This window comes from Pseudomonas sp. SO81, assembly GCF_030374125.1.
Lineage (GTDB): Bacteria > Pseudomonadota > Gammaproteobacteria > Pseudomonadales > Pseudomonadaceae > Aquipseudomonas.
In genome coordinates, this window is record NZ_CP126126.1 from 393,069 (window position 1) to 412,708 (window position 19,640).

The 19,640-nt window shown below is 67.0% G+C and carries 17 protein-coding genes; 2 read left to right on the forward strand and 15 right to left on the reverse strand.

Features of this window, described 5'->3' with window-relative positions:
* The first annotated feature begins 11 nt into the window (after positions 1–11).
* Entirely contained in the window at positions 12–815 is an 804-nt protein-coding gene (locus tag OH686_RS01805) for a TatD family hydrolase (protein ID WP_289535918.1), read from the forward strand.
* On the opposite strand, the gene OH686_RS01810 is transcribed toward OH686_RS01805, so the two are convergent.
* The 7 genes from OH686_RS01810 to OH686_RS01840 all read right to left on the reverse strand — a co-directional run bounded on the left by OH686_RS01810 (position 812) and on the right by OH686_RS01840 (position 7,470).
* Positions 812–1,609, reverse strand: a complete 798-nt coding sequence (locus OH686_RS01810; protein ID WP_289535919.1) for an acyl-CoA thioesterase — start codon at positions 1,607–1,609, stop codon at positions 812–814. The genes OH686_RS01805 and OH686_RS01810 overlap by 4 nt on opposite strands.
* Positions 1,610–1,704: 95 nt before the next feature.
* Positions 1,705–2,484, reverse strand: coding sequence for a CHAD domain-containing protein (locus tag OH686_RS01815; protein WP_289535920.1), 780 nt, complete (start codon positions 2,482–2,484; stop codon positions 1,705–1,707).
* Between the two features lie 2 nt (positions 2,485–2,486).
* Positions 2,487–4,475: a transglutaminase TgpA family protein gene (locus tag OH686_RS01820; RefSeq protein WP_289535921.1), complete on the reverse strand. Its 1,989-nt coding sequence runs from the start codon at positions 4,473–4,475 to the stop codon at positions 2,487–2,489.
* On the reverse strand, positions 4,472–5,461 hold the full coding sequence (locus tag OH686_RS01825; protein WP_502942764.1) for a DUF58 domain-containing protein: 990 nt from the start codon (positions 5,459–5,461) through the stop codon (positions 4,472–4,474). Before OH686_RS01825 ends, OH686_RS01820 begins: the two co-directional genes overlap by 4 nt.
* Positions 5,431–6,348 (reverse strand): AAA family ATPase, encoded by a 918-nt coding sequence (locus OH686_RS01830; RefSeq protein ID WP_137973012.1) that lies wholly within the window; start codon positions 6,346–6,348, stop codon positions 5,431–5,433. The genes OH686_RS01825 and OH686_RS01830 overlap by 31 nt, the downstream gene beginning before the upstream one ends.
* 233 nt (positions 6,349–6,581) lie before the next feature.
* Complete coding sequence (locus OH686_RS01835; RefSeq protein WP_289535922.1) at positions 6,582–7,190, reverse strand: flavin reductase family protein; 609 nt, start codon at positions 7,188–7,190, stop codon at positions 6,582–6,584.
* A gap of 1 nt (position 7,191) precedes the next feature.
* A complete protein-coding gene (locus OH686_RS01840; protein WP_137973010.1) occupies positions 7,192–7,470 on the reverse strand; it encodes a lipoprotein in 279 nt (92 codons plus the stop codon).
* A 210-nt stretch (positions 7,471–7,680) separates the two neighbouring features.
* Here OH686_RS01840 and OH686_RS01845 point away from each other — a divergent pair, with 210 nt between their 5' ends.
* Positions 7,681–8,685, forward strand: coding sequence for a patatin-like phospholipase family protein (locus OH686_RS01845; RefSeq protein WP_289535923.1), 1,005 nt, complete (start codon positions 7,681–7,683; stop codon positions 8,683–8,685).
* A 7-nt stretch (positions 8,686–8,692) separates the two neighbouring features.
* Here OH686_RS01845 and OH686_RS01850 read toward each other — a convergent pair whose 3' ends face one another.
* The 8 genes from OH686_RS01850 to OH686_RS01885 form a co-directional block, all read right to left on the reverse strand.
* Complete coding sequence (locus OH686_RS01850) at positions 8,693–9,388, reverse strand: response regulator (protein ID WP_289535924.1); 696 nt, start codon at positions 9,386–9,388, stop codon at positions 8,693–8,695.
* Positions 9,389–9,392: 4 nt separating this feature from the next.
* The gene (locus tag OH686_RS01855; RefSeq protein WP_289535925.1) at positions 9,393–12,044 is read right to left on the reverse strand and encodes an ATP-binding protein; all 2,652 of its coding nucleotides are present in this window, start codon (positions 12,042–12,044) and stop codon (positions 9,393–9,395) included.
* On the reverse strand, positions 12,041–12,616 hold the full coding sequence (gene kdpC, locus OH686_RS01860; RefSeq protein WP_289535926.1) for a potassium-transporting ATPase subunit KdpC: 576 nt from the start codon (positions 12,614–12,616) through the stop codon (positions 12,041–12,043). Before kdpC ends, OH686_RS01855 begins: the two co-directional genes overlap by 4 nt.
* 51 nt (positions 12,617–12,667) lie before the next feature.
* Entirely contained in the window at positions 12,668–14,716 is a 2,049-nt protein-coding gene (gene kdpB / locus OH686_RS01865) for a potassium-transporting ATPase subunit KdpB (protein WP_289535927.1), read from the reverse strand.
* Between the two features lie 12 nt (positions 14,717–14,728).
* Positions 14,729–16,417 carry a potassium-transporting ATPase subunit KdpA gene (gene kdpA / locus OH686_RS01870; protein ID WP_289535928.1) on the reverse strand — a complete coding sequence of 563 codons (1,689 nt, stop codon included), beginning with the start codon at positions 16,415–16,417 and terminating at the stop codon, positions 14,729–14,731.
* A gap of 8 nt (positions 16,418–16,425) precedes the next feature.
* Entirely contained in the window at positions 16,426–16,515 is a 90-nt protein-coding gene (gene kdpF, locus OH686_RS01875) for a K(+)-transporting ATPase subunit F (RefSeq protein WP_289535929.1), read from the reverse strand.
* 244 nt (positions 16,516–16,759) lie between these two features.
* On the reverse strand, positions 16,760–18,349 hold the full coding sequence (locus OH686_RS01880; RefSeq protein ID WP_289535930.1) for a YdgA family protein: 1,590 nt from the start codon (positions 18,347–18,349) through the stop codon (positions 16,760–16,762).
* A gap of 201 nt (positions 18,350–18,550) precedes the next feature.
* Positions 18,551–19,624 carry an AI-2E family transporter gene (locus tag OH686_RS01885; protein ID WP_289535931.1) on the reverse strand — a complete coding sequence of 358 codons (1,074 nt, stop codon included), beginning with the start codon at positions 19,622–19,624 and terminating at the stop codon, positions 18,551–18,553.
* Positions 19,625–19,640: the final 16 nt, after the last annotated feature.

Consider the following 19,640-nt stretch of genomic DNA (forward strand, 5'->3'; position numbering starts at 1 on the left):
AGGGTAGCACCATGCAACTCATCGACATCGGCGTCAATCTGACCCACCCCAGCCTCGCTCGGGAGCGTGACGCGGTACTCGCTCGCGCCCGCGCGGCCGGCGTTTGCCAACTGGTGCTGACCGGCACCAGCCTGGAAGAGAGCGAACAGGCGCTGAACTTCTGCCGGGATCTGGACGAAAGCGGCCTGCAGCTGTTCAGCACGGCGGGCGTGCATCCCCACGATGCCAGCCAGTGGAACGCCGACAGCGCCCGCCAGCTGCGCGCGCTGCTGGCCGAGGCGCCGGTGCGTGCCGTAGGTGAATGCGGGCTGGACTTCAACCGTGATTTCTCGCCGCGACCGCAGCAGGAGAAAGCCCTGGAGGAACAGCTGGCGCTAGCCGTGGAGCTGCAGATGCCGGTATTCCTGCACGAGCGCGAGGCCGGCGAGCGCCTGATCGCCATCCTGCGCCAGTTCCGCGATCAGTTGCCGGCCGCCGTGGTGCACTGCTTCACCGGCGAGAAGGCCGCGCTGTATGGCTATCTGGACTTGGACCTGCACATCGGCATCACCGGCTGGATCTGCGACGAGCGCCGTGGCACTCATCTGCACCCGCTAATGCGCGACATTCCGGCCGGCCGCCTGATGCTGGAGAGCGATGCGCCCTATCTGCTGCCCCGCAGCCTGCGGCCGAAGCCGAAGAGCGGGCACAACGAGCCGGCCTTCCTCACCGAAGTACTGCGCGAGGTGGCCCTGCACCGTGGCGAGAGCCTGGAGGCGCTGGCGGCGCACAGCACCGCCACGGCCAGGGCCTTCTTCGGGCTGCCGGAGGTTTAGTCGAATACCGTGGTGGTCTGCCGGCTGAGGGCCAGCAGCTGGCCGTCGGGCGTCCACAGCCTTGCGGCGATGTGGCCGTAGCCGTCGAGGGCATGTTCGATCTCGGCACGGTACAGGCACCAGTCGTGGGTAGTCAGGCTGGGGATCGGGTGAACGAACTCGATGGTCCAGGTCAGCGAGCTACCGGGGGCCGGCGTGCTCAGGTGCGACAGCACCGCCGGCGGCCAGGCATCCACCAGCGCCAGCAGGTGGGCCTCGGTGACCTTGTCGTGGCTCACGTCGCTGCGCAGCCGCACCCAGCCGCCCATATGGCGCGACGGGTTGTTGGTGAAGGGCATGCCGCCCTCGCCCCAGCGCATGGCCAGGAAGCGGGTGAACTCCGGCGTGACACCGGCCAGATAGGGCAGCTCCTGGCATTCTTCCACTGCCTTCATGGCCGGCGCCGCCTCGGCTTCCACGCGCACGGCAGAGGCACGCGAGGCGCCGAAGCTGCCCTGGGCCATGGCCACCACCGCGCCGTTCTGTACCGCCCGCCCCACCACCTGACTGACCGACTTGCCCTCGCGCAGGATCTCCACCTCGAACGCGACCGGCTCGCCCATCAGCATGGGGCCGACGAAGGTGATGGACAGCGAACGCACCGGGCGCCCCGCCGGCACCTTGAGGCGCATCGCCTCGTAGACCATGGCCGCCACCAGGCCGCCAAAGGTGGCACGCCCCTGGCCCCACAGGCCGGGAACAACGACATGCTGCGGATGGGTATGCACCGCGTGGATCAGTTCAGCGAAGGTCATGCGCAATCTCCTTTCATACAGACTGAAGCTTAGAGAAAAGCGCGCCGCCGCGGGAGGGACTGAGCGGCCAATTCAGCGGCGATATTGCCGAGCATTCAGCTCTGCGCCGGGGCTTCCGGGAAATGCTCCAGCAGCACCTGCTGGGCCAGATCGGCGTCGGCCTCGGCCTGCTGTAGACGCTCGCGCCAGACTTCAGCACAGGGCGCCAGGTCCGGCTCGGTTTGCAGGCGCTGCAGCCATTGCCAGTGGTCATGCCAGTCGCCGAGGGCGCTCTGGGCGTTACGCAGCGCCTTGGGCACCGCGGAGTGCAGATGCGCACGTTGCGGCCAGGCCTCATTGCAGTAGCGCAGGCGCTTGATCAGCAGGCGCAGACGGTGCCGGTCATGCGCGGGGTCGCGCAATGCCTCGGCGAGCTGCCGGCCCTGCTTGTGCATGTACCTGACCACCGCTTTGCTTTGGGCCTGCCACTCTCCGCTGCGCACGGCCTGGCGCTGATCCTCGGGCCATTCGTCGAGCAGGATTAGCAGCCGCCTTAGCGGCAGACCTTCCAGCAAGCGGGCGTAGCTTTGCGCCAGATGAGCTCGCCGGCGCCGGGCGGCGAGTGGCTGACCGCGCCGCTCCAGTTCGCTCGCCAATACCTCGAGATCGCGCAATGGGCCGTTGGCATCGCCCAAAGCTCCAGCCGCCTGTTCCAGGGCTAAGCACAGTTTCTCGCTGCGCAGTGGCCGCAACAGGCTGCGCAGGCGGCGCAGGGCGATGCGCAGGTCATGCAGAGCCTCGTCGTCCGTCTGAACCTGCAATCGGGCGATACAGGCAAGCAGGCTTATCTGGAGCTCGATGATTCGCTCGCGCAGCTCTCGCTGGAATTTCGCCATACCTAGCTATCCTTCCGCATACGCCAGGGCAGCTCGCGACGCAGGCGTCGCAGCAGAGCTTTAAGCTGATCAGTCGAATGCGGCTGTCCCGCGTAGCGCTGAGCCTCGAAGGCGCGAGCGAAGTCGGAAATCGCTCGCGCCTGCAACGGCATCAGCCCTGCCGCCCGTGCAGCAAAAGCGTGCACGCCCTCTCCCTTGTCACGACGCACACCGTGCCGCAACAGCAAGGCCTCATAGCGCTGCAGGAGCCGCTGCTGCGGATCGCGCTCGCGTTGCCAGGGTTTGAACAGCCAGAGCGCCAGCAGGCCCAGAAGTAGTCCACCGCTACCCACTATCACCAGAGCCACACGCTGCCAATCGAGAGAACCGAACCAACGCTGTAGCAGCCCGAGCTGCTGCTCGCTGCGGTACCCCAGCACCCAGCGTTGCCAGTTGTAGTTGATGTCTTCCCACATCAATCGCATCTGGTTGATCCAAGCGACATCTCGATAGTGCAAAGGAGAGAATGGGGAATCTCCCAAGAAAGCATCGTCATCCGCCAATGCCTGCTCGGCTCCCAGCTCGATGCGCTCAGGCGCCACCTGGAAAGTCGGATCGACACTGCGCCAGCCACGCCCCTCCTGCCAGTACTCCACCCAGGCATGCGCATCCAACTGCCTGACCGAAAGGTAACTGCCATCACCGTTGAACTCTCCTCCCTGATAGCCGGTGACTATCCGCGCAGGAATACCGGCAGCGCGCAACACGAAAGTCATAGCACCGGCATAGTGGGCGCAAAAGCCACTGCGGGTGCGGAACAGAAATTCATCGACGCTATCCCGCCCGACAGCTGGTGGCTTCAGGGTGTAGCTGTACGGTTCGCGATTGAAGTGCTGCAGCAGCGCGCCAACCAATTCTTGAGTATCAGGATGCTCACGCCTCAGCTGGCGACCCCACTCACGGCTGCGTGGATCGCCTGCGTCAGGTAGCTGCAACGCGCTGCGCCGCACCACCGGCGACAAGACCGGCTCACGCACAGCGCCAGGCCAGGATCGCACTTGATAGAGCAAGTTCTGCGTAACCGGGCGTTTCCGCTCTAGGCGAAAGTCGCTCATCAGCATGGCGCCTTCCAGATTGGTCTGGCCAACGTCCAATGTGAACAACCAGGGCGCCCCGCTAGGCTGCATGATGATGGTGTAATCGAGCGCCTTCCCCTTCCTGACCCACTGAGGCTGGGCTCGCTGCTGTGCTCCCCAGGATTGAGACCAGCGGCGGCCGTCGAAATGCTCCAGGGTCAATGCACGCCAATATAGATCTCGACGCTCTGGGGCAGCGCCATCGAAGCTGGCCCGAAATGCCAGAGCCGACGACTGACTGAGCTCTGCCACATCGGCCGGAGACATGCTGTCGGACAACCCCGTCAACGCCTTCTGTGGGTTAGGCAGGCTCCACAGCGGCCCCATGCGCGGAAAGAACAGAAACAGCAGCAGCATCAACGGCACCGCCTGCAGCATCAGCGATGCCGCCAGTTTGACCGTCGCGGCCGGTTGATCGGCCAGGCTGCTCTGCTGCATGCCTATCAGCGCAGCCAGCAGCGCCGTGACTGGCAACAGGCTGTAGAGCGCCGAGAGCAGGCCGTCATCGAACAGATAGCCGGTGACCACCACAAAGAAGCCAAGGAAGATCAGCACCAACGCATCACGCCGGCTACGCAGCTCCACCAGTTTGAGAATGAAGGTAGCCACCAGCAGCAGCACGCCACCGTCCAGCCCGATCAGACTGCCACGGGAGAAAAACGCGGCGGCGCCAGTCGCAACCACCAACACGCCTCTTTCCAGTCCGGTCGGAAAGCGCGCCCGCATGCGGAACACCTGTACTCGCCAGCCGGCGCAGGCCAGCCATAGGCCGATGATCCACAGCGGCAGATGCAGCAGATGGGGCAGTATCACCAACACCTGAGCCACCAGCAGCCAGGTCAGGGCGATACGCGGAATTGGTTGGACTGCCGTCATGACCGCTCACCATAGAGCGCCAATGCGCGCAGACACGCCTCGCGATGGGCCTCGCCGAAGTCCGGCGCCAACTCCACAGCCGGCAGGCGCAACCCGTAGGGCTGCTGGCGGCCGTCGAGCTGCAGTACCCAGTAGCACAGGCGCGACAGTCGCTCCTCGGCATCGCCACCGAGGGCCTGGAAATCCAGGCACAGATCGCGCCCGGCCAGTGCGGCGAAATCCTTAACCAGCAAACCCTGGCCCCGTGAGAAGGCCTTCCAGTGCAGACGGCGCTTCGAGTCGCCGGGCTGATAGCTGCGCAGGCCCTGATAGTCATCAGCGCCCTGCCCCGCAGCCTTGCGCCCCTCGTCCTCTTCGTCGGCATCACCGCCAACGGCCAGCGGCAGGTCACCCTCGAGTGGGCGCGGATAGACCAGCACCGCCTGATCCAGATCGACCCAGCTCCAGGCCACCAGAATCCCCAGGGGGAAGTGGCTCTCCACCCGCATGCGTTCCGGGCGTAGCCAACCACGGCGCAGGGCCGGCAGGCTCAGCTCGCATTCGCGCTGACCATTGGCCGGTACGTCCATGATCTGCAACGGCTGCGGCGGCCAGCCAAGGCCAACGGCCTGGTGGGCGCGGCCATCGCTTTCCAGACGCACCTTGAAGCGCGCCTGCTCACCGGCGAAAACTGCGCCGCTGGCCCCAGCCTTGAGGATCAAGCCGGCGAAATTGCGGTAGGTATGCAGGATGGCGACCACGAACACCGCAGCCAGCAGGAAGGTCAGGCCGTAGGCCAGGCTGTTCTCGTAGTTGATGCCGGCCAGTAGCATCAGCACCAAGGCGAGCGAGAACGCGGCCCCCACGCGGTCGGGCATGATGAAGATGCGCCGCTGGTTGAGCTGCACCTGCGACGCCGCCGGGATGCGCCGGACCACCCAGCGCCGCCAGCGGGCCTTGAGCGAAGTCGGCAGCATCACACCGCCGAGACTTCGCGCAGCAGCCATTGCACCAGCGCGCCGCCGCCATGCCCGGCCGGGTCGGCGCGCTCGCGCAGACGGTGACCGACCACGGCCGGCAGCACCGCCTGCACATCCTCGGGAATCACGTACTCACGGTTGGCGAGGAAGGCCCAGGCACGTGCTGCCGCCAGCAGCGCCAGACTGGCCCGTGGCGACAGGCCCCAGGCGAACTGCGGCTCGCTGCGGGTGGCCTCGACCAGGCGCAGCACATAGTCGACCAGAGCATCGCTGGCGCGCACCTGAGGAATCAGCGCCTGGATCGCCGCCAGCTCGCTGTGGTCGAGCAGGGGTTCCAGCTTGGGCAGCAACTCCCGTCGTGCCTCGCCCAGCAGCAGGGCCTTCTCTGCCGCCTTGGCCGGATAGCCCAGCGACAGACGCATGAGGAAGCGGTCTAGCTGCGACTCCGGCAAGGCGAAGGTGCCGCCGGAGCTGACCGGGTTCTGCGTGGCAATGACGAAGAACGGCTCCGGCAGTGGCCGGGTCGCGCCCTCGATGGTCACCTGCCCCTCCTCCATCGCCTCCAGCAGCGCGCTCTGGCTCTTCGGCGTGGCGCGGTTGATCTCGTCGGCCAGCACCAGCTCGGCAAAGATCGGCCCGGGGTGGAAAACGAACTGCCCGTTGTCCTTGTCGAACACCGAGGTGCCGAGAATGTCGCCGGGCAGCAGGTCGGAGGTGAACTGGATACGCTGGAAGCTCAGCCCCAGCACCCGTGCCAGGGCCTGGCTGAGCGTGGTCTTGCCCATGCCGGGCAGGTCTTCGATCAGCAGGTGCCCGCGGGCCAGCAGGCAGGTCAGCGCCAGGCGCACCTGCGGCTCCTTGCCCAGCAGCACCTGATTCACCTCATGCAGCACCGCATCCAGTTTCGTCCGCATCATTCGCTCCTGTTCGATCCGTCGATGCTACTGGTCAACACGGACCGGGCAAAGCACCGCGAAACAGTTGCTCATGAAACTGTGCGGCAGTTTAGAACCTGTGCAAAGTCACGCGAGCTAGAGCCAGGCTAGGCAAACACAGGCGAGGACGCGGAGTTTACGAGTGGTAAATGAGCAGTCCGAGCCTGTGTTTAACGACGCATGGCCGAAGCGCAGCGACTTTGCACAGATTCTCAGGCCGGGCGCTGCATATGGAAGACGTCGCGGGTGCGGGTATAGCCGCTGCCGGCGAGGCGGCCGACCAGGTCGAGCCTGGCGGGGTCGATACGGCCATTCGCGTCGAGCACAGCGTCGTCGACATGCGCCAGCAGCACCTCGGCGAAGATCAGGTGGCAGCTCGGCGCCTGGCGTGGATAGGGCTGGATCTCCGCCACCCGGCACTCGAAGGCCACCGGTGCGCCCAGCACCCGCGGCGGCGCCACCCGCAGCGACGGCTGTGTGGCGATATCGAAATGCAGGAACTCGCTGTGCCCATGCGCCAGGCTGGCCGATGAGGCGTTCATCGCTTCGGCCTGGGCCATGCCGACCAGCTGGATCACCAACTCGCCGGTGTCCTGGGCATTGCGCAGGGTGTCCTTGAGATTGCCGTCGGCGCGGTTGCCGACATTCACCATCAGGGTCGGCGGCTGGTCGCTGATCACCTGGAAGAAGCTGAACGGAGCCAGGTTGTCGATGCCCTCCCGCGAACGGCTGGAAACCCAGGCGATCGGCCGCGGGGTGACGGTGGAGGCCAGCCAGCGATAGGCTTCCAGCGGGGTCAGCGCGGTGAAATCCAGCTGCATATCAACGCCCGGCGCGCGATTCGCGGATATAGAAGCGCGCCTTCTCGGCGTTCTTGGTGCAGCTCTCGTAGCCCTCGAACTGCTGCGAGGTCTTGGCCCCGGTCAGCAGGGTCAGTGCCTTGGAGTAGCTGACCGTGCCAGCGAAACCTTCGGCCTTGGCCAAGTCCAGTTCGCGCCAGGCGGCGTTCGATTGACTGGCGCAGCTGTCGCGGTAGGCGGTCTTGGCCGCGCAACCGGTCAGGGCCAGCAGCAACGAGGCGATGAGGATGGTCTTTTGCATGATGTTCTCCTGAATGCTGGTACCGGCTTGGACGTCAGCGCAACGGCAAAGTGCCCGGTCACAAGGAGTCTGGATTCTAGTGCGGCCGCGAAAAATTAGCCGTTCAATTCTGCTCCTGCGCACGCTCCCCGCCCGCCGAGCAGAGCAAATGCCGGCTTGGCGCAACCGCTCTGGACGGGTATGTTCGCGGCATTGGTGGGGAGATCGGCAATGAGCAAGAGAGTGGCCCTGGTACTGGGCTCCGGCGGCGCACGGGGTTATGCGCATATCGGCGTGATCGAGGAACTGGAAGCCCGTGGCTACGAGATCGGCTGCATCGCCGGCTGCTCGATGGGCGCGGTGATCGGCGGCATCTACGCCGCCGGCAAGCTCAGCGAATACCGCGAATGGACGGAGAGCCTGGACTACCTGGACGTGCTGCGCCTGCTGGACGTGAGCTTCCGCCTCGGCGCCATCCGCGGCGAGAAGGTGTTCGGCAAGATCCACGAGATAGTCGGAGAGATCGACATCGAGCAGCTGGCGATTCCCTACACGGCGGTCGCCACCGACCTCACCAACCAGCAGGAAATCTGGTTCCAGGAAGGCTGCCTGCACAAGGCCATGCGCGCCTCGGCGGCCATCCCCAGCCTGTTCACCCCGGTCATCCAGGGCTCGCGCATGCTGGTCGACGGCGGCCTGCTCAACCCGCTGCCGATCGTGCCGGTGGTCTCCAGCCACTGCGACCTGATCGTCGCGGTCAACCTCAACGCCCTGAACCAGAAGCAGTACAGCCTGCCGGTGATCGAGCGGCCGGCGGCGATCAAGGGCAAGATCGACCAGCTGATGGGCTCGATCAGCGCGAAGCTGCCATTCCTGCGGCGCGACGACGAGGACGAAGATCAACTGCCGGCCGAGCCCGCGGCGCCCAACCCCTGGCTGGACGACAGCCGCGTGCCCAAGACCACGGAGGAAGCCGCGCCCAAGTCGGCCAGCGATTCCCGGGTGCTCGGCAATGTCGGCCCGGCCTCGCTGCTGGAGCTGGTCAACCAGAGCTTCGAGACCATGCAGACCTCGCTGGCCCAGTACAAGATCGCCGGCTATCCGCCAGACATACTGATCAACGTGCCCAAGCGGGTCTGCCGCTTCTTCGAGTTCCACAAGGCGCCGGAGCTGATCCAGCTCGGCCGGCAGATCGCCAGCGACACCCTGGACAGGTACGAACGCGACCACGGCTGACGCGGGGTCACTGCACCTCCAGCAGGCGGTAGCCGACCCCCGCCTCGGTGACGATGAAGCGCGGCGCCGCCGGGTCGTCGCCGAGCTTCTGCCGCAGATGGCCGACCACCACGCGCAGGTAGTGGCTGTCCTCGACATGGGTCGGCCCCCAGATGTCCCTGAGCAGTTGCTGCTGGGTCACCACCCGCCCCAGATGTCGGGCGAGCATGGCCAGCACCGCGTATTCCTTGCGGGTCAGCGCCACCTCGGCGCCCTCCAGCGTCACCCGCCGATAGGCGAAGTCCACCTGCAACGGGCCGCTCTGCGCGGAGGCCTCCTGGGGTTCACTGCCATTGCCCTGGCGCAGCAGCGCGCGCACCCGGGCGAGGAATTCCTGGATGCCGAAGGGCTTGGTCACATAGTCGTTGGCGCCGCCGTCCAGGGCCTTGACCTTCTCGCCCTCGCTGGCGCGCACCGAGAGCACCAGCACCGGCACCTGCGACCACTCGCGCAACTCGCCCAGAACCTGCTGGCCATCCATGTCCGGCAGGCCGAGGTCGAGCACCACCAGGTCCGGACGCTCCAGCGCCGCCTGAGCCAGGCCCTCGCCGCCGTTGCCGGCTTCCAGCACCCGATAGCCATGGGCGCTGAGGCTGATGCGCAGGAACTTGCGGATCTGCGCCTCGTCGTCGATCACCAGGATGGTCGTTGCGTTATTCGCCATCGCCCTATTCTTCCTCGAGCTGCGGTTGCGCATGTAACGGCAGGTGCAGGGTCAGGGTCGCGCCGCGCCCGTCCAGCCCCTCGCCTACCGTCACCTTGCCGCCGTGGGCACCGACCATACCCTGGCAGATCGCGAGGCCCAGTCCGGTGCCCTGGCCGCCGCGGTCGCCACGCGCCGCCGTGTAGAACATATCGAAGATCTTCTCCCGCTCGGCCTGCGGAATACCGGGGCCCTGGTCGCTGACGGCGAAGCGTAGCTCGCCCTCGTCGCTGGCGATGCTCACCCGCAGGCGGCCCTGGGCCGGCGAGAAGCGCGCGGCGTTCTCCAGCACGTTGACCAGCGCCTGCTCGATCAGCGCCGCGTGGGCATACAGCAGCGGCAGCTCGGCCGGCACCTGCAGCTCCACCTGTAGCGGCGCCAGCACCGGACGCAGGCGCTGCACGGCGCTGGCGACTATGTCCGCTGGCGCCACCCAGTCGCGCGCCAGCTTGAGGCCGCCGTGTCCCAGGCGGGTCATGTCCAGCAGGTTCTGGATATAGCGATCCAAACGTTCGGCCTCGTCGCGGGTGCCTTCCAGCAGCTCGCGGCGGTCGGCCAGGGGAATCTGCTCGCCCAGGGCCAGCAGGCTGTCGATGGAGCCGCGCATGGCTGTCAACGGCGTGCGCAGGTCGTGGGATACCGAGGCCAGCAGCGCACTGCGCAGCTCCTCGGTCTGCCCATGCAGACGCGCCGCCTCCAGGTCCGCCGCCAGTTGGGCGCGCTCCAGGGCCTGGGCCAGCGGCTGGCCGAGGGCGGCGATCAGGCGGCGCTGCTCCGGGCTCAGCGGCCGCCCATTCTTCGGCGCCACGCCGAGCATGGCCAGCGGCCCCTCCTCGCCGGCCAGCGGCCACCACCACCAGCGCCCGCCCGGCAAGGTGCCGGTACCCAGTCCGGAGGGCTGCAACTGCTGCCAGGACCAGTCGGCGGCGGCACGCTCCTGTTCGGTGAGCAGGCGCTGCACGCCGGCCTCGACCTTCCACACACCGTCGCGATCACGCGACTGCAGGCTGATCTCGATCTCCTGCCACAGGCCGAACTGCTGGGTGGCGGCGGAGAACACCGCCTGGCGGTCGGTGGCCACGGTGAGCTTGCGCGACAGCTCGAGCAGCGCCGTGGTCTCCGCCTGGGTCTGGCGCAGGGCCTGCAGCTGGCGGCGCTGGCGGCTGGCCAGGTTGCCGGTCAGGCCGGCCATCAGCAGGAAGAACAGCAGGGTCAGCACGTCCTGCTGGCGAGCGATCTTCAGCGACAGCAGCGGCTCGATGAACAGCAGGTTGTAGGCCAGAAACGACAGGCCGGCGCAGAGCAGCGCCGGGCCCAGGGAACTGCGCACCGCCACCACCAGCACGGCGGCGAGGAAGACCAGCGAGATGTTGGGCAACTGGATGAAGTGCGCCAGGCCCAGCGCCGCGCTGCTGGCCACGGCAGTCGCCAGCGCCGCCAGCAGATAGTCGCGCCAGGCCAGCGACTCGCGGGCTCGTGGCCGGGCCGGAGCCAGCTCCACCTCGGTGTCCAGCACGCTGATCTCCAGGCCCTTGCCGGCAGCCAGCAGGCGCTCGGCCAGACCTCGGCCGACATGCCAGCGACGACGTAGGCGCTGGCGGCTGCGACCGACCAGGATCAGGCTGGCGCGGCGCTCCTGAGCATGCGCGACCAGGGTACTGGCCACTTCGCCGGCACGCAGGTTGACCACCTCGCCGCCCAGGCGCTCGGCCAGCTGCTGGGCCGCCTGCAGGTTGCCCAGGCGCTCCTCGTTGCGCGGGCCACCGGTGTCCACATGCACCACCGACCAGGGCAGGTGGCGACGTTCGGCCACCCGGCTGGCGTGGCGCACCAGGCGCTCGGCCTGGCCATCGCCGTCGATGCCGACCAGCAGGCGGCCGCGCACGCTCGGTGCCTCCTGGCCCTGCTGGCGATAGCGGCGGTTGAGGTCGGCATCCACTCGCGCGGCGGCGGTGTGCATGGCCAGCTCACGCAGGGCGGTGAGGTTGGTCTGCGAGAAGAACGCGTCGATGGCCGCACGGGCCTGTTCCGGCACGTAGACCTTGCCCTCGCGCAGGCGCTCGAGCAGTTCGCGCGGCGGCAGGTCGATAAGCAGGATCTCGTCGGCCTCTTGCAGCACCCAGTCCGGCAGGGTCTCGCGCACCTGCACGCCGGTGATGCCGCGCACCTGGTCGTTGAGCGCCTCAAGGTGCTGCACGTTGACCGTGGTGTACACGTCGATGCCGGCACCGAGCAGCTCCTGCACGTCCTGCCAGCGCTTGGCGTGGCGGCTGCCGGGAGCGTTGCTGTGGGCCAGCTCGTCCACCAGTACCAATTGCGGCGGCCTGGCCAGCAGTCCATCGAGATCCATCTCCTGCAGCGGCCGCTCGCGGTATTCCACGCGTTTGAGCGGTTGCTGCGGCAGACCGGCGAGCATCGCCTCGGTCTCCGAGCGGCCGTGGGTCTCGACCACGCCGACGCGCAGGTCTACTCCCTGGCGCACCTGCGCCTGAGCCGCCTGCAGCATGGCGTAGGTCTTGCCTACGCCGGGGGCCGCGCCGAGGAAGACCTTCAGCCGGCCGCGGCCCTCGCGGGGCATCTCGGCCAGCAATGCATCGGCGCGTAGCGCATCACTCATGGAGTGCTCTCGTTGAAGGCGAAGGCGCGATTGTCCGCCAGCGCCAGGTTCAGCGCCAGCACGTTGACCACGTCGGGGCCCACCAGCGAACGCTCGGTGTGCTGCTCGATCAGCCGCTCAAGACTGGCACTTGGCAGATGCCGGGCAGCGGCGATGCGTGCTACCTGCCAGCGCGCGGCGGCCGGTGACAGATGCGGGTCGAGGCCGCTGGCCGAGGTGGTGACCAGCTCCAGCGGCACCGGTGCAGTGCCCTCGCCCAACAGGCGCTGGGCATCTTTGGCGGCGCGCTCGGCCAGGGCCGGGTTGCTCTGCGCCAGGTTGCTGGCGCCGCTGGCCACGGTGGCGAAACCGGCGGCCGAGGGCCGCGGTTGGAACCACTGCGCGCCTTCGAAGTTCTGCGCCAGCAGCGCGCTGCCGAGCAGCTTGCCCTGCTCGTCAAGCAGCAGGCTGCCGTTGGCCTGCTCGGGGAAGGCCACCTGGGCCACGGTGGTGACCAGCAGCGGATAGGCCACGCCGGTGATCAGGGTCATCAGACCGAGAATGCCCAGGGCCGGACGGAGTTGCTTGAGCATGTCGTTTCTCCAGTAATTCGGGGCCGCCCCGGCAGCCGGGGCGGCTCGGGGTCAGACCAGGCCGAGGCTGGTCAGCAGCACGTCGATCAGCTTGATGCCCACGAAGGGCGCGAGGATGCCTCCCAGGCCATAGATCAGCAGGTTGCGTCGCAACAGGCTGATCGAATCCGCCGCCTGCACGCGCACGCCACGCAGGGCCAGGGGGATCAGCGCGATGATGATCAGCGCGTTGAACACGATGGCCGAGAGGATGGCGCTCTGCGGACTGTGCAGCTGCATGACGTTGAGCATGCCGAGTTGCGGGTAGATGCCGGCGAACAGCGCCGGGAGGATGGCGAAGTACTTGGCCACGTCGTTGGCCACCGAGAAGGTGGTCAGCGCGCCACGGGTCACCAGCAGCTCCTTGCCCACCTGCACCACATCCAGCAGCTTGGTCGGGTCCGAGTCCAGGTCCACCAGGTTGGCGGCCTCGCGGGCGGCCTGGGTGCCGTCGTTCATCGCCAGGCCGACATCGGCCTGGGCCAGCGCCGGGGCGTCGTTGGCGCCGTCGCCACACATGGCCACCAGCTTGCCGTCGGCCTGCTCGCTGCGGATGCGCTGCAGCTTCTTCTCCGGCGTGGCCTCGGCGATCACGTCATCCACGCCGGCCTCGGCGGCGATGGCGGCGGCGGTCAGCGGGTTGTCGCCGGTCACCATCACGGTGCGGATGCCCAGCTGGCGCAGCTCGGCGAAGCGCTCGCGGATGCCCGGCTTGACCACGTCCTTGAGGTGGATGGCGCCGAGCAGACGACTGTCGCCGGCCACCAGCAACGGCGTGCCGCCGCTCTGGGCGATCTTGTCGACCTCGCGCGCCAGGTGCTCGGGCATCTCCTCACGAGTCATGCCCAGGTACAGCAGCACCGCGTCCACGGCGCCCTTGCGGAAGCTGCGGCCATTCCAGTCGGCGCCGGACAGGCGCGTCTCGGCGCTGAAGGCGATGCCGCGTACCGAACCACGCTCCGGTGCCTCCACCGGACTGAGGCCGCGCAGGTATTCGACTATGGACTTGCCCTCGGCCGTGTCGTCGGCCAGCGAGGCCAGCAGCGCCGCCTCGGCCAGGTCGCGACCGTTGACGCCCGGCGTCTTGACCAGCACGCTGCAACGGCGATTGCCGAAGGTGATGGTGCCGGTCTTGTCCAGCAGCAGGGTGTGCACGTCCCCCGCCGCTTCCACGGCGCGGCCGGACTTGGCGATCACGTTGAGGCGCACCAGGCGGTCCATGCCGGCAATGCCGATGGCCGAGAGCAGGCCGCCGATGGTGGTCGGAATCAGCGTCACCAGCAGCGCCACCAGGTACACCAGTGGCAGGTCGCCGCCGGCGTAGCGGGCGAACGGCTGCAGGGTGGCCACCACCAGCAGGAAGATCAGGGTCAGGCCGATCAGCAGGATGTCCAGCGCCACTTCGTTCGGCGTCTTCTGCCGCTTGGCGCCCTCGACCAGGGCGATCATGCGGTCCAGGGTCGACTCGCCCGGGTTGGCGGTGATCTGCACCAGCAGCCAGTCCGACACCACGCGGGTGTTGCCGGTGACCGCCGAGCGGTCGCCGCCGGACTCGCGGATCACCGGCGCCGACTCACCGGTGATGGCCGCCTCATTGACCGCGGCGATACCTTCAATCACCTCGCCGTCACCGGGAATCAGCTCGCCGGCCTCGACGCGGACGATATCGCCACGACGCAGCTGGCTGGCGGCCACTGCCTGGAACTGCGCGCCGACCTTGCGCCGCGCGGTCAGGCCCTGACTACCGGCCTTGAGGCTGTCGGCGCGGGCCTTGCCGCGGCCCTCGGCCAGGGCCTCGGCGAAGTTGGCGAAAAGCACGGTGAACCACAGCCACAGGGCGATCTGCACGGCCAGGCCGGTGCTAACGCCTTGCGCAGGAAGGAAACACAGCACGGTGGTGAGGATGGCGGTCAGCTCGACCACCAGCATCACCGGCGCCCGCTTGAGCTGGCGTGGATCGAGTTTGACGAAGGCCTGTTTCAGCGCCGGTTGCCACAACGCCTGGAAGCTGGTCTTGGAGGTTTGCACGGCACTACTGGGCGCGCTGGTTGGGGCATTCATGATGGTTCTCCCTTAGAACGCCAGGTGTTCGGCCAGCGGGCCCAGGGCCAGCGCGGGCAGGAAGGTCAGGCCGCCGACCAGCAGGATGGTCAGGGTCAGCAGGGTGACGAACAGCGGGCCATGGGTAGGGAAGCTGTTGTCGCCCAGCGGCGCCCGCTTCTTCGCCGCCAGGCTGCCGGCGATGGCGAGGATCGGCAGGATGTAGCCGAAACGCCCGAGCAGCATGGCCAGACCGATCAGCAGGTTGTGGAACGCCGTATTAGCGCCGAAACCGCCGAAGGCCGAGCCATTGTTGGCAGTGCCCGAGGTGTAGGCGTACAGCGCCTGGCTGAAACCGTGCGGGCCGGGGTTGCTGATCGAGGCCGCAGGACCCGGCAGGCTCACCGCCAGGGCACAGAACACCAGCACACCGACCGGCATCACCAGCAGGGTCGCCACCAGCAGGCGCACCTCGCGGGGCTCCAGCTTCTTGCCCAGGTATTCCGGGGTACGGCCGATCATCAGGCCGGCGAGGAACACAGCGATCAGCACGAACAGCAGCATGCCGTAGAGGCCGGCGCCGACGCCGCCGAAGATCACCTCACCGAGCATCATGTTGAACATCGGGATCATGCCGCCGATGGCGCTGAAGCTGTCGTGCATGGCGTTGACCGAGCCGTTGGATGCGGCCGTGGTGGTCACCGCCCAGAGCGCCGAGGCGGCGACGCCGAAGCGGCTCTCCTTGCCTTCCAGCGAGCCGGCCTGCTCGATCGGCAACGCCGCCAGCGCCGGGTTCGGCTGGTACTCGGCCCAAAGGGTGATGCCCAGGCCGATAACGAACAGGATCAGCATGCTGGCCAGGATGGCGCGGCTCTGGCGCAGGTCCTTGACGTAGTGGCCGAAGCTGAACACCAGCGCCACCGGAATCAGGATGATCGCCGCCAGCTCCAGCAGGTTGCTCAGCGCCGTGGGGTTCTCGAACGGGTGCGCCGAGTTCACGCCGAAGAAGCCGCCACCGTTGGTACCGAGCTGCTTGATGGCGATCTGGCTGGCCGCAGGACCGAGCGGGATGGTCTGGTCCGTGCCCATCAGGGTCTTGGCCTGGGCGTAGTCCATGAAGGTCTGCGGCACGCCCTGCCAGACCAGCAGCAGCGCCAGGATCACGCAGAACGGCAACAAGCCGTAGAGCGTGGCGCGGGTCAGGTCGACCCAGAAGTTACCAATGCCAGCGCTGGACTTGCGCGAGATGCCGCGGGCGAAGGCCACCAGGATGGCCAGGCCCACCGCCGGACTGACGAAGTACTGCACGGTCAGGCCGACCATCTGGCTGAAATAACTGAGCGCCGATTCACCGCTGTAGGCCTGCCAGTTGGTGTTGGCGACGAAGCTCACCGCGGTGTTAAACGCCAGGGTCCACTCCAGGCCCGGCAACTGCCGCGGGTTGAGCGGCAGCAGGCCCTGCAACAGGAGAATGGCGAATAGCAGCACCAGGCTGGCCAGGGTGAAGGCCAGCAGCGCCAGGGCATAGGTCTTCCAGTCCTGATCGGACTTGGCGTCGACGCCCGCGACCTTGTAGCAGAGCCGTTCCAGCGGGCGCAGTAGTGGGGTCAGCAGGGTGCGCTCGCCCTCCATGGCACGGTACAGGTAGCGCCCCAGCCAGGGCGCGGGCGCCAGCACCAGGACGAAGAAGGCCAGGATCAGGCCGTAGTCTTGAAGTTGCATGGGGCCTCCTAGCCGCGTTCGGCGCGTAGCAGCGCCACCAGCAGATAGATGAACAGCCCCAGGGCCAGGCCCAGGGACACCCCGTCGAGAATGCCCATGTGATCGCTCCGTAATGCGGGCTACGCCGCCTTGGGCGAATTCTTCGTCCGGGCGGCGTAAAGGAGCGATTCCGCAACGGTGTGCGGGCGATAAAGAATGCGTAAAGATCGCAGTTCGCAGCGGCCGAGACATGGCCGACACTCTGGTGATGTCAGGCCAGCGCTAGCAGCCGAACATTTGCACCTGAAAACAAAAAGGCCCGCATCTCCAATGGAAATGCGGGCCTCTCGGCGCCTGCGAAGGTTATTCGGCCGGAGCCTCTTCCTCGGTGACTTCCTCTTCCAGCTGCAGACCTTCCATCGCGGGCTCTTCCGCGCCCAGGTCCGCACCGCCCATGCCACCCAGGCCGGCGCCGCTGGCGAAGGCCATGGCGACGAACTCCTCGACGGACATCTGCTTGCCGTTGAAGTCGACCTTGTCGTTGGCGTAGTGCAGGCTGGTGACGATGTTGTCACCTTCCAGCTTGGCCAGTTCGGTGGACAGGGCCATGCCGCTGGCCATCTCGGTCATCATCGAGGCCTGCTGGGCGACGGCTTCCTTGTCGGTCTCGCCGCCGATGGTGGCCTGCAGACCGATCACGTCGCCGATCATGGCCTTGGAAACGCTGACCTTGGCATCCAGCTGAGCGATCAGCTGCTTGGCCAGTTGATCCGGCGGCAGCTCGAAGGACTCGGGCTTGTTCAGGTCCACGGCCAGGCTCAGGCTGCTTTCGCCGTTGGCGGTCTTGAACGCCAGTTTCTCCAGGGCAACGCTCGGCTTGGCGGCCAGCAGCTTATCCACGTCCACCATCAGCTGGGCCTGCTGCGCTTCGCTCAGCTCCGGCAGGTTGGCCTCGTCTGCCAGGCTGGCCTGTTGCAGCTGGCCGGTGTTCTTGATGATGTCGCTGTACAGGGCGAGCATCGACTGCAGGGCAGCGGCGTCGACGTTCTTCACGCTGGAAATCATTTCCAGGCCGCCGATATCGTGGCCCTGGTAGCTGACCATGCCGACGTTGTAGGTGGAGCGGCCGGCCAGCTTGCCGTCGACTTCGCTGGTTTCGTCGCGCTGTACGAAGTCCTTCAGCAGCACCGGAGCGGCTTCGCCGACCTTGACCTCGACGACCTGCAGCTTGACCTCGTTCTGGCCCAGGTAGAAATCGCTGGCGCTCTTGGCGGTCTGGCTGTTCAGGGTCAGGCCCTTGAACTCGATGGTCATCGGCTCGCCGCTGGACGGCAGCTTCGAGCTGACCTTGACGCTTTCCATCAAGCCGCTGGCGTCGATTTCCTTGGCGCCGGCAGAGGTATCGAAGTTGACGGTCAGGCCGCTGAAGTCCAGGTTGCTGTCTTCATCCAGGGCCAGCTGCAGCGGGTTCAGGCGCACGGTGCCTTCCACGGACTGGTCGTAGCCCAGGCTGGCCTGGCCTTCCAGCGGCGAGACGCCCTTGCTGGCGGCGAACCATTTTTCCAGGGCTGGGTTGGCTTCCAGGGCGTAGTTGCTGGTGGCCATGACCGGCATCAGCTTGAACGCCTTGAGGCGCGACAGCGGGAAAGGACCGTGCTCGATACGGTCGGTGATCACCCACTCCAGCTGCTGCGCGGTCTCGCCGTCCAGCGAGCCGTTGAACTTGACGCGGTAGCGCGCGTCGCTGTTGAAGAAATGACGATCCAGCGAGAGCAGCTCGACGGAAACGTCAAGACCGAGTGCCGGCAGGGTCTTGGCCATGTCGGCGTTGACCTGCTTGATCGATGCGTCCAGCACAGTGGGCAGCTGGTTGCCGGTGTACCAGGCTCCGGCCGTGCCGAGGGCGCCGACGGCCACGATGATGCCTACTGCGATACCTGCAGATTTTTTCATGGGATGACTCGCAAATTGTCCGTTGTGTTGTGTTGGTCTTTCTTCCCTGAACCGTGCGAGGCCTCTGTGGACCCGATCATCACGGTCTGAGGCGGGGCTGGTGCCCGGCTTCGGCCATGCCAGCCGAAAAGCCGCACAAGGCTATCACCGTGGCATTCCGCTCACCAAGGACGGTGAGCAGAATTCTGCACAGGATGCCAACTACTCCCCGTCCTTGCGTTCCTCATCCACGGCGGCGACCCGCGGCGTGTTGCCGACCCAGTCGCCGAGCAGGCTGTAGGCCACGGCCAGCAGGGTCGGGCCGAGGAACAGGCCCATGAAGCCGAAGGCCAGGATGCCGCCGAACACGCCGAGCAGCACCACCACCAGCGGCAGGTTGCCGCCGCGGCTGATCAGATAGGGCTTGAGCACGTTGTCCACGCCGCTGATGACGAACATGCCCCAGATGCCGAGGAAAACCGCCATGCCGTAATGCTCCTGGCTGACCAGCCAGGCGGTGGCGGGAATCCATACCAGCGGCGGGCCCATGGGGATCAGGCTGAGGATGAAGGTGATGATGCCCAGCACCAGGGCCCCGGGCACACCGGCGATATAGAAACCGATCAGCGCCAGCAGGGCCTGGGCGGCAGCGGTGCCGATCACGCCGTTGACCACCCGTTGCACGGTGCCCGCCACCAGGCTCAGATAGTGCTCGGCGCGATCGCCGATCAGACGCTCCAGCAGGCTGTGGACGAAGGCCGCCATGCGCGGGCCGTCGCGGTAGAAGAAGAACACCAGCACCAGGCTCAGGGCCAGCTCCAGCATGCCGCCGCCGATCTGTGCGCTGCGTGCCAGTAGCCAGTTGCCGACCTGGCCCAGGTAGGGTCGAACGGTGGCGAGCAGGGCTGCGCCCTCCTCGTCGATGCGCGTCCAGAGGCTGACCAGGCGATCGCCCACCAGCGGCAGGCCGCCTAGCCAGCTGGGCGGGTCCGGCAGGCCATCGCCCTGGAAGTCCTTGAACAGCTCGGTGGCGTCGCGGATATGGTCGGCCAGGTTGAAGCCCAGCCACACCAGCGGCACCGCCACCAGCACCATCCAGCCCGCGGTGAGGATGGCCGCGGCGGTGTTTTCCCGGCCATCCAGGGCGCGGGTCAGCAGGCGCATCAGCGGCCAGCTGGCGAAGGCCAGCACGGCGGCCCAGAACAGCGCAGAGAAGAACGGTGCCAGCACCCAGACGCAGGCGCCGAGTAGCGCCAGCAGAAGGATCTGCACCAGCAGGCGATCATTGTTCAGCATGGTTCGATATTCCCAG

What these genes read in the sequence shown, in the direction of transcription:
- OH686_RS01885 (WP_289535931.1), bottom strand. Translation starts at nt 19,624, where the DNA reads ATGCTGAACAATGATCGCCTGCTGGTGCAGATCCTTCTGCTGGCGCTA.
- OH686_RS01835 (WP_289535922.1), bottom strand. Translation starts at nt 7,190, where the DNA reads ATGCAGCTGGATTTCACCGCGCTGACCCCGCTGGAAGCCTATCGCTGG.
- OH686_RS01820 (WP_289535921.1), bottom strand. Translation starts at nt 4,475, where the DNA reads ATGACGGCAGTCCAACCAATTCCGCGTATCGCCCTGACCTGGCTGCTG.
- OH686_RS01825 (WP_502942764.1), bottom strand. Translation starts at nt 5,461, where the DNA reads ATGGCTGCTGCGCGAAGTCTCGGCGGTGTGATGCTGCCGACTTCGCTC.
- kdpA (WP_289535928.1), bottom strand. Translation starts at nt 16,417, where the DNA reads ATGCAACTTCAAGACTACGGCCTGATCCTGGCCTTCTTCGTCCTGGTG.
- OH686_RS01855 (WP_289535925.1), bottom strand. Translation starts at nt 12,044, where the DNA reads ATGAGTGATGCGCTACGCGCCGATGCATTGCTGGCCGAGATGCCCCGC.
- OH686_RS01840 (WP_137973010.1), bottom strand. Translation starts at nt 7,470, where the DNA reads ATGCAAAAGACCATCCTCATCGCCTCGTTGCTGCTGGCCCTGACCGGT.
- OH686_RS01830 (WP_137973012.1), bottom strand. Translation starts at nt 6,348, where the DNA reads ATGCGGACGAAACTGGATGCGGTGCTGCATGAGGTGAATCAGGTGCTG.
- OH686_RS01880 (WP_289535930.1), bottom strand. Translation starts at nt 18,349, where the DNA reads ATGAAAAAATCTGCAGGTATCGCAGTAGGCATCATCGTGGCCGTCGGC.
- OH686_RS01845 (WP_289535923.1), top strand. Translation starts at nt 7,681, where the DNA reads ATGAGCAAGAGAGTGGCCCTGGTACTGGGCTCCGGCGGCGCACGGGGT.
- OH686_RS01805 (WP_289535918.1), top strand. Translation starts at nt 12, where the DNA reads ATGCAACTCATCGACATCGGCGTCAATCTGACCCACCCCAGCCTCGCT.
- OH686_RS01810 (WP_289535919.1), bottom strand. Translation starts at nt 1,609, where the DNA reads ATGACCTTCGCTGAACTGATCCACGCGGTGCATACCCATCCGCAGCAT.
- kdpB (WP_289535927.1), bottom strand. Translation starts at nt 14,716, where the DNA reads ATGAATGCCCCAACCAGCGCGCCCAGTAGTGCCGTGCAAACCTCCAAG.
- kdpF (WP_289535929.1), bottom strand. Translation starts at nt 16,515, where the DNA reads ATGGGCATTCTCGACGGGGTGTCCCTGGGCCTGGCCCTGGGGCTGTTC.
- OH686_RS01850 (WP_289535924.1), bottom strand. Translation starts at nt 9,388, where the DNA reads ATGGCGAATAACGCAACGACCATCCTGGTGATCGACGACGAGGCGCAG.
- OH686_RS01815 (WP_289535920.1), bottom strand. Translation starts at nt 2,484, where the DNA reads ATGGCGAAATTCCAGCGAGAGCTGCGCGAGCGAATCATCGAGCTCCAG.
- kdpC (WP_289535926.1), bottom strand. Translation starts at nt 12,616, where the DNA reads ATGCTCAAGCAACTCCGTCCGGCCCTGGGCATTCTCGGTCTGATGACC.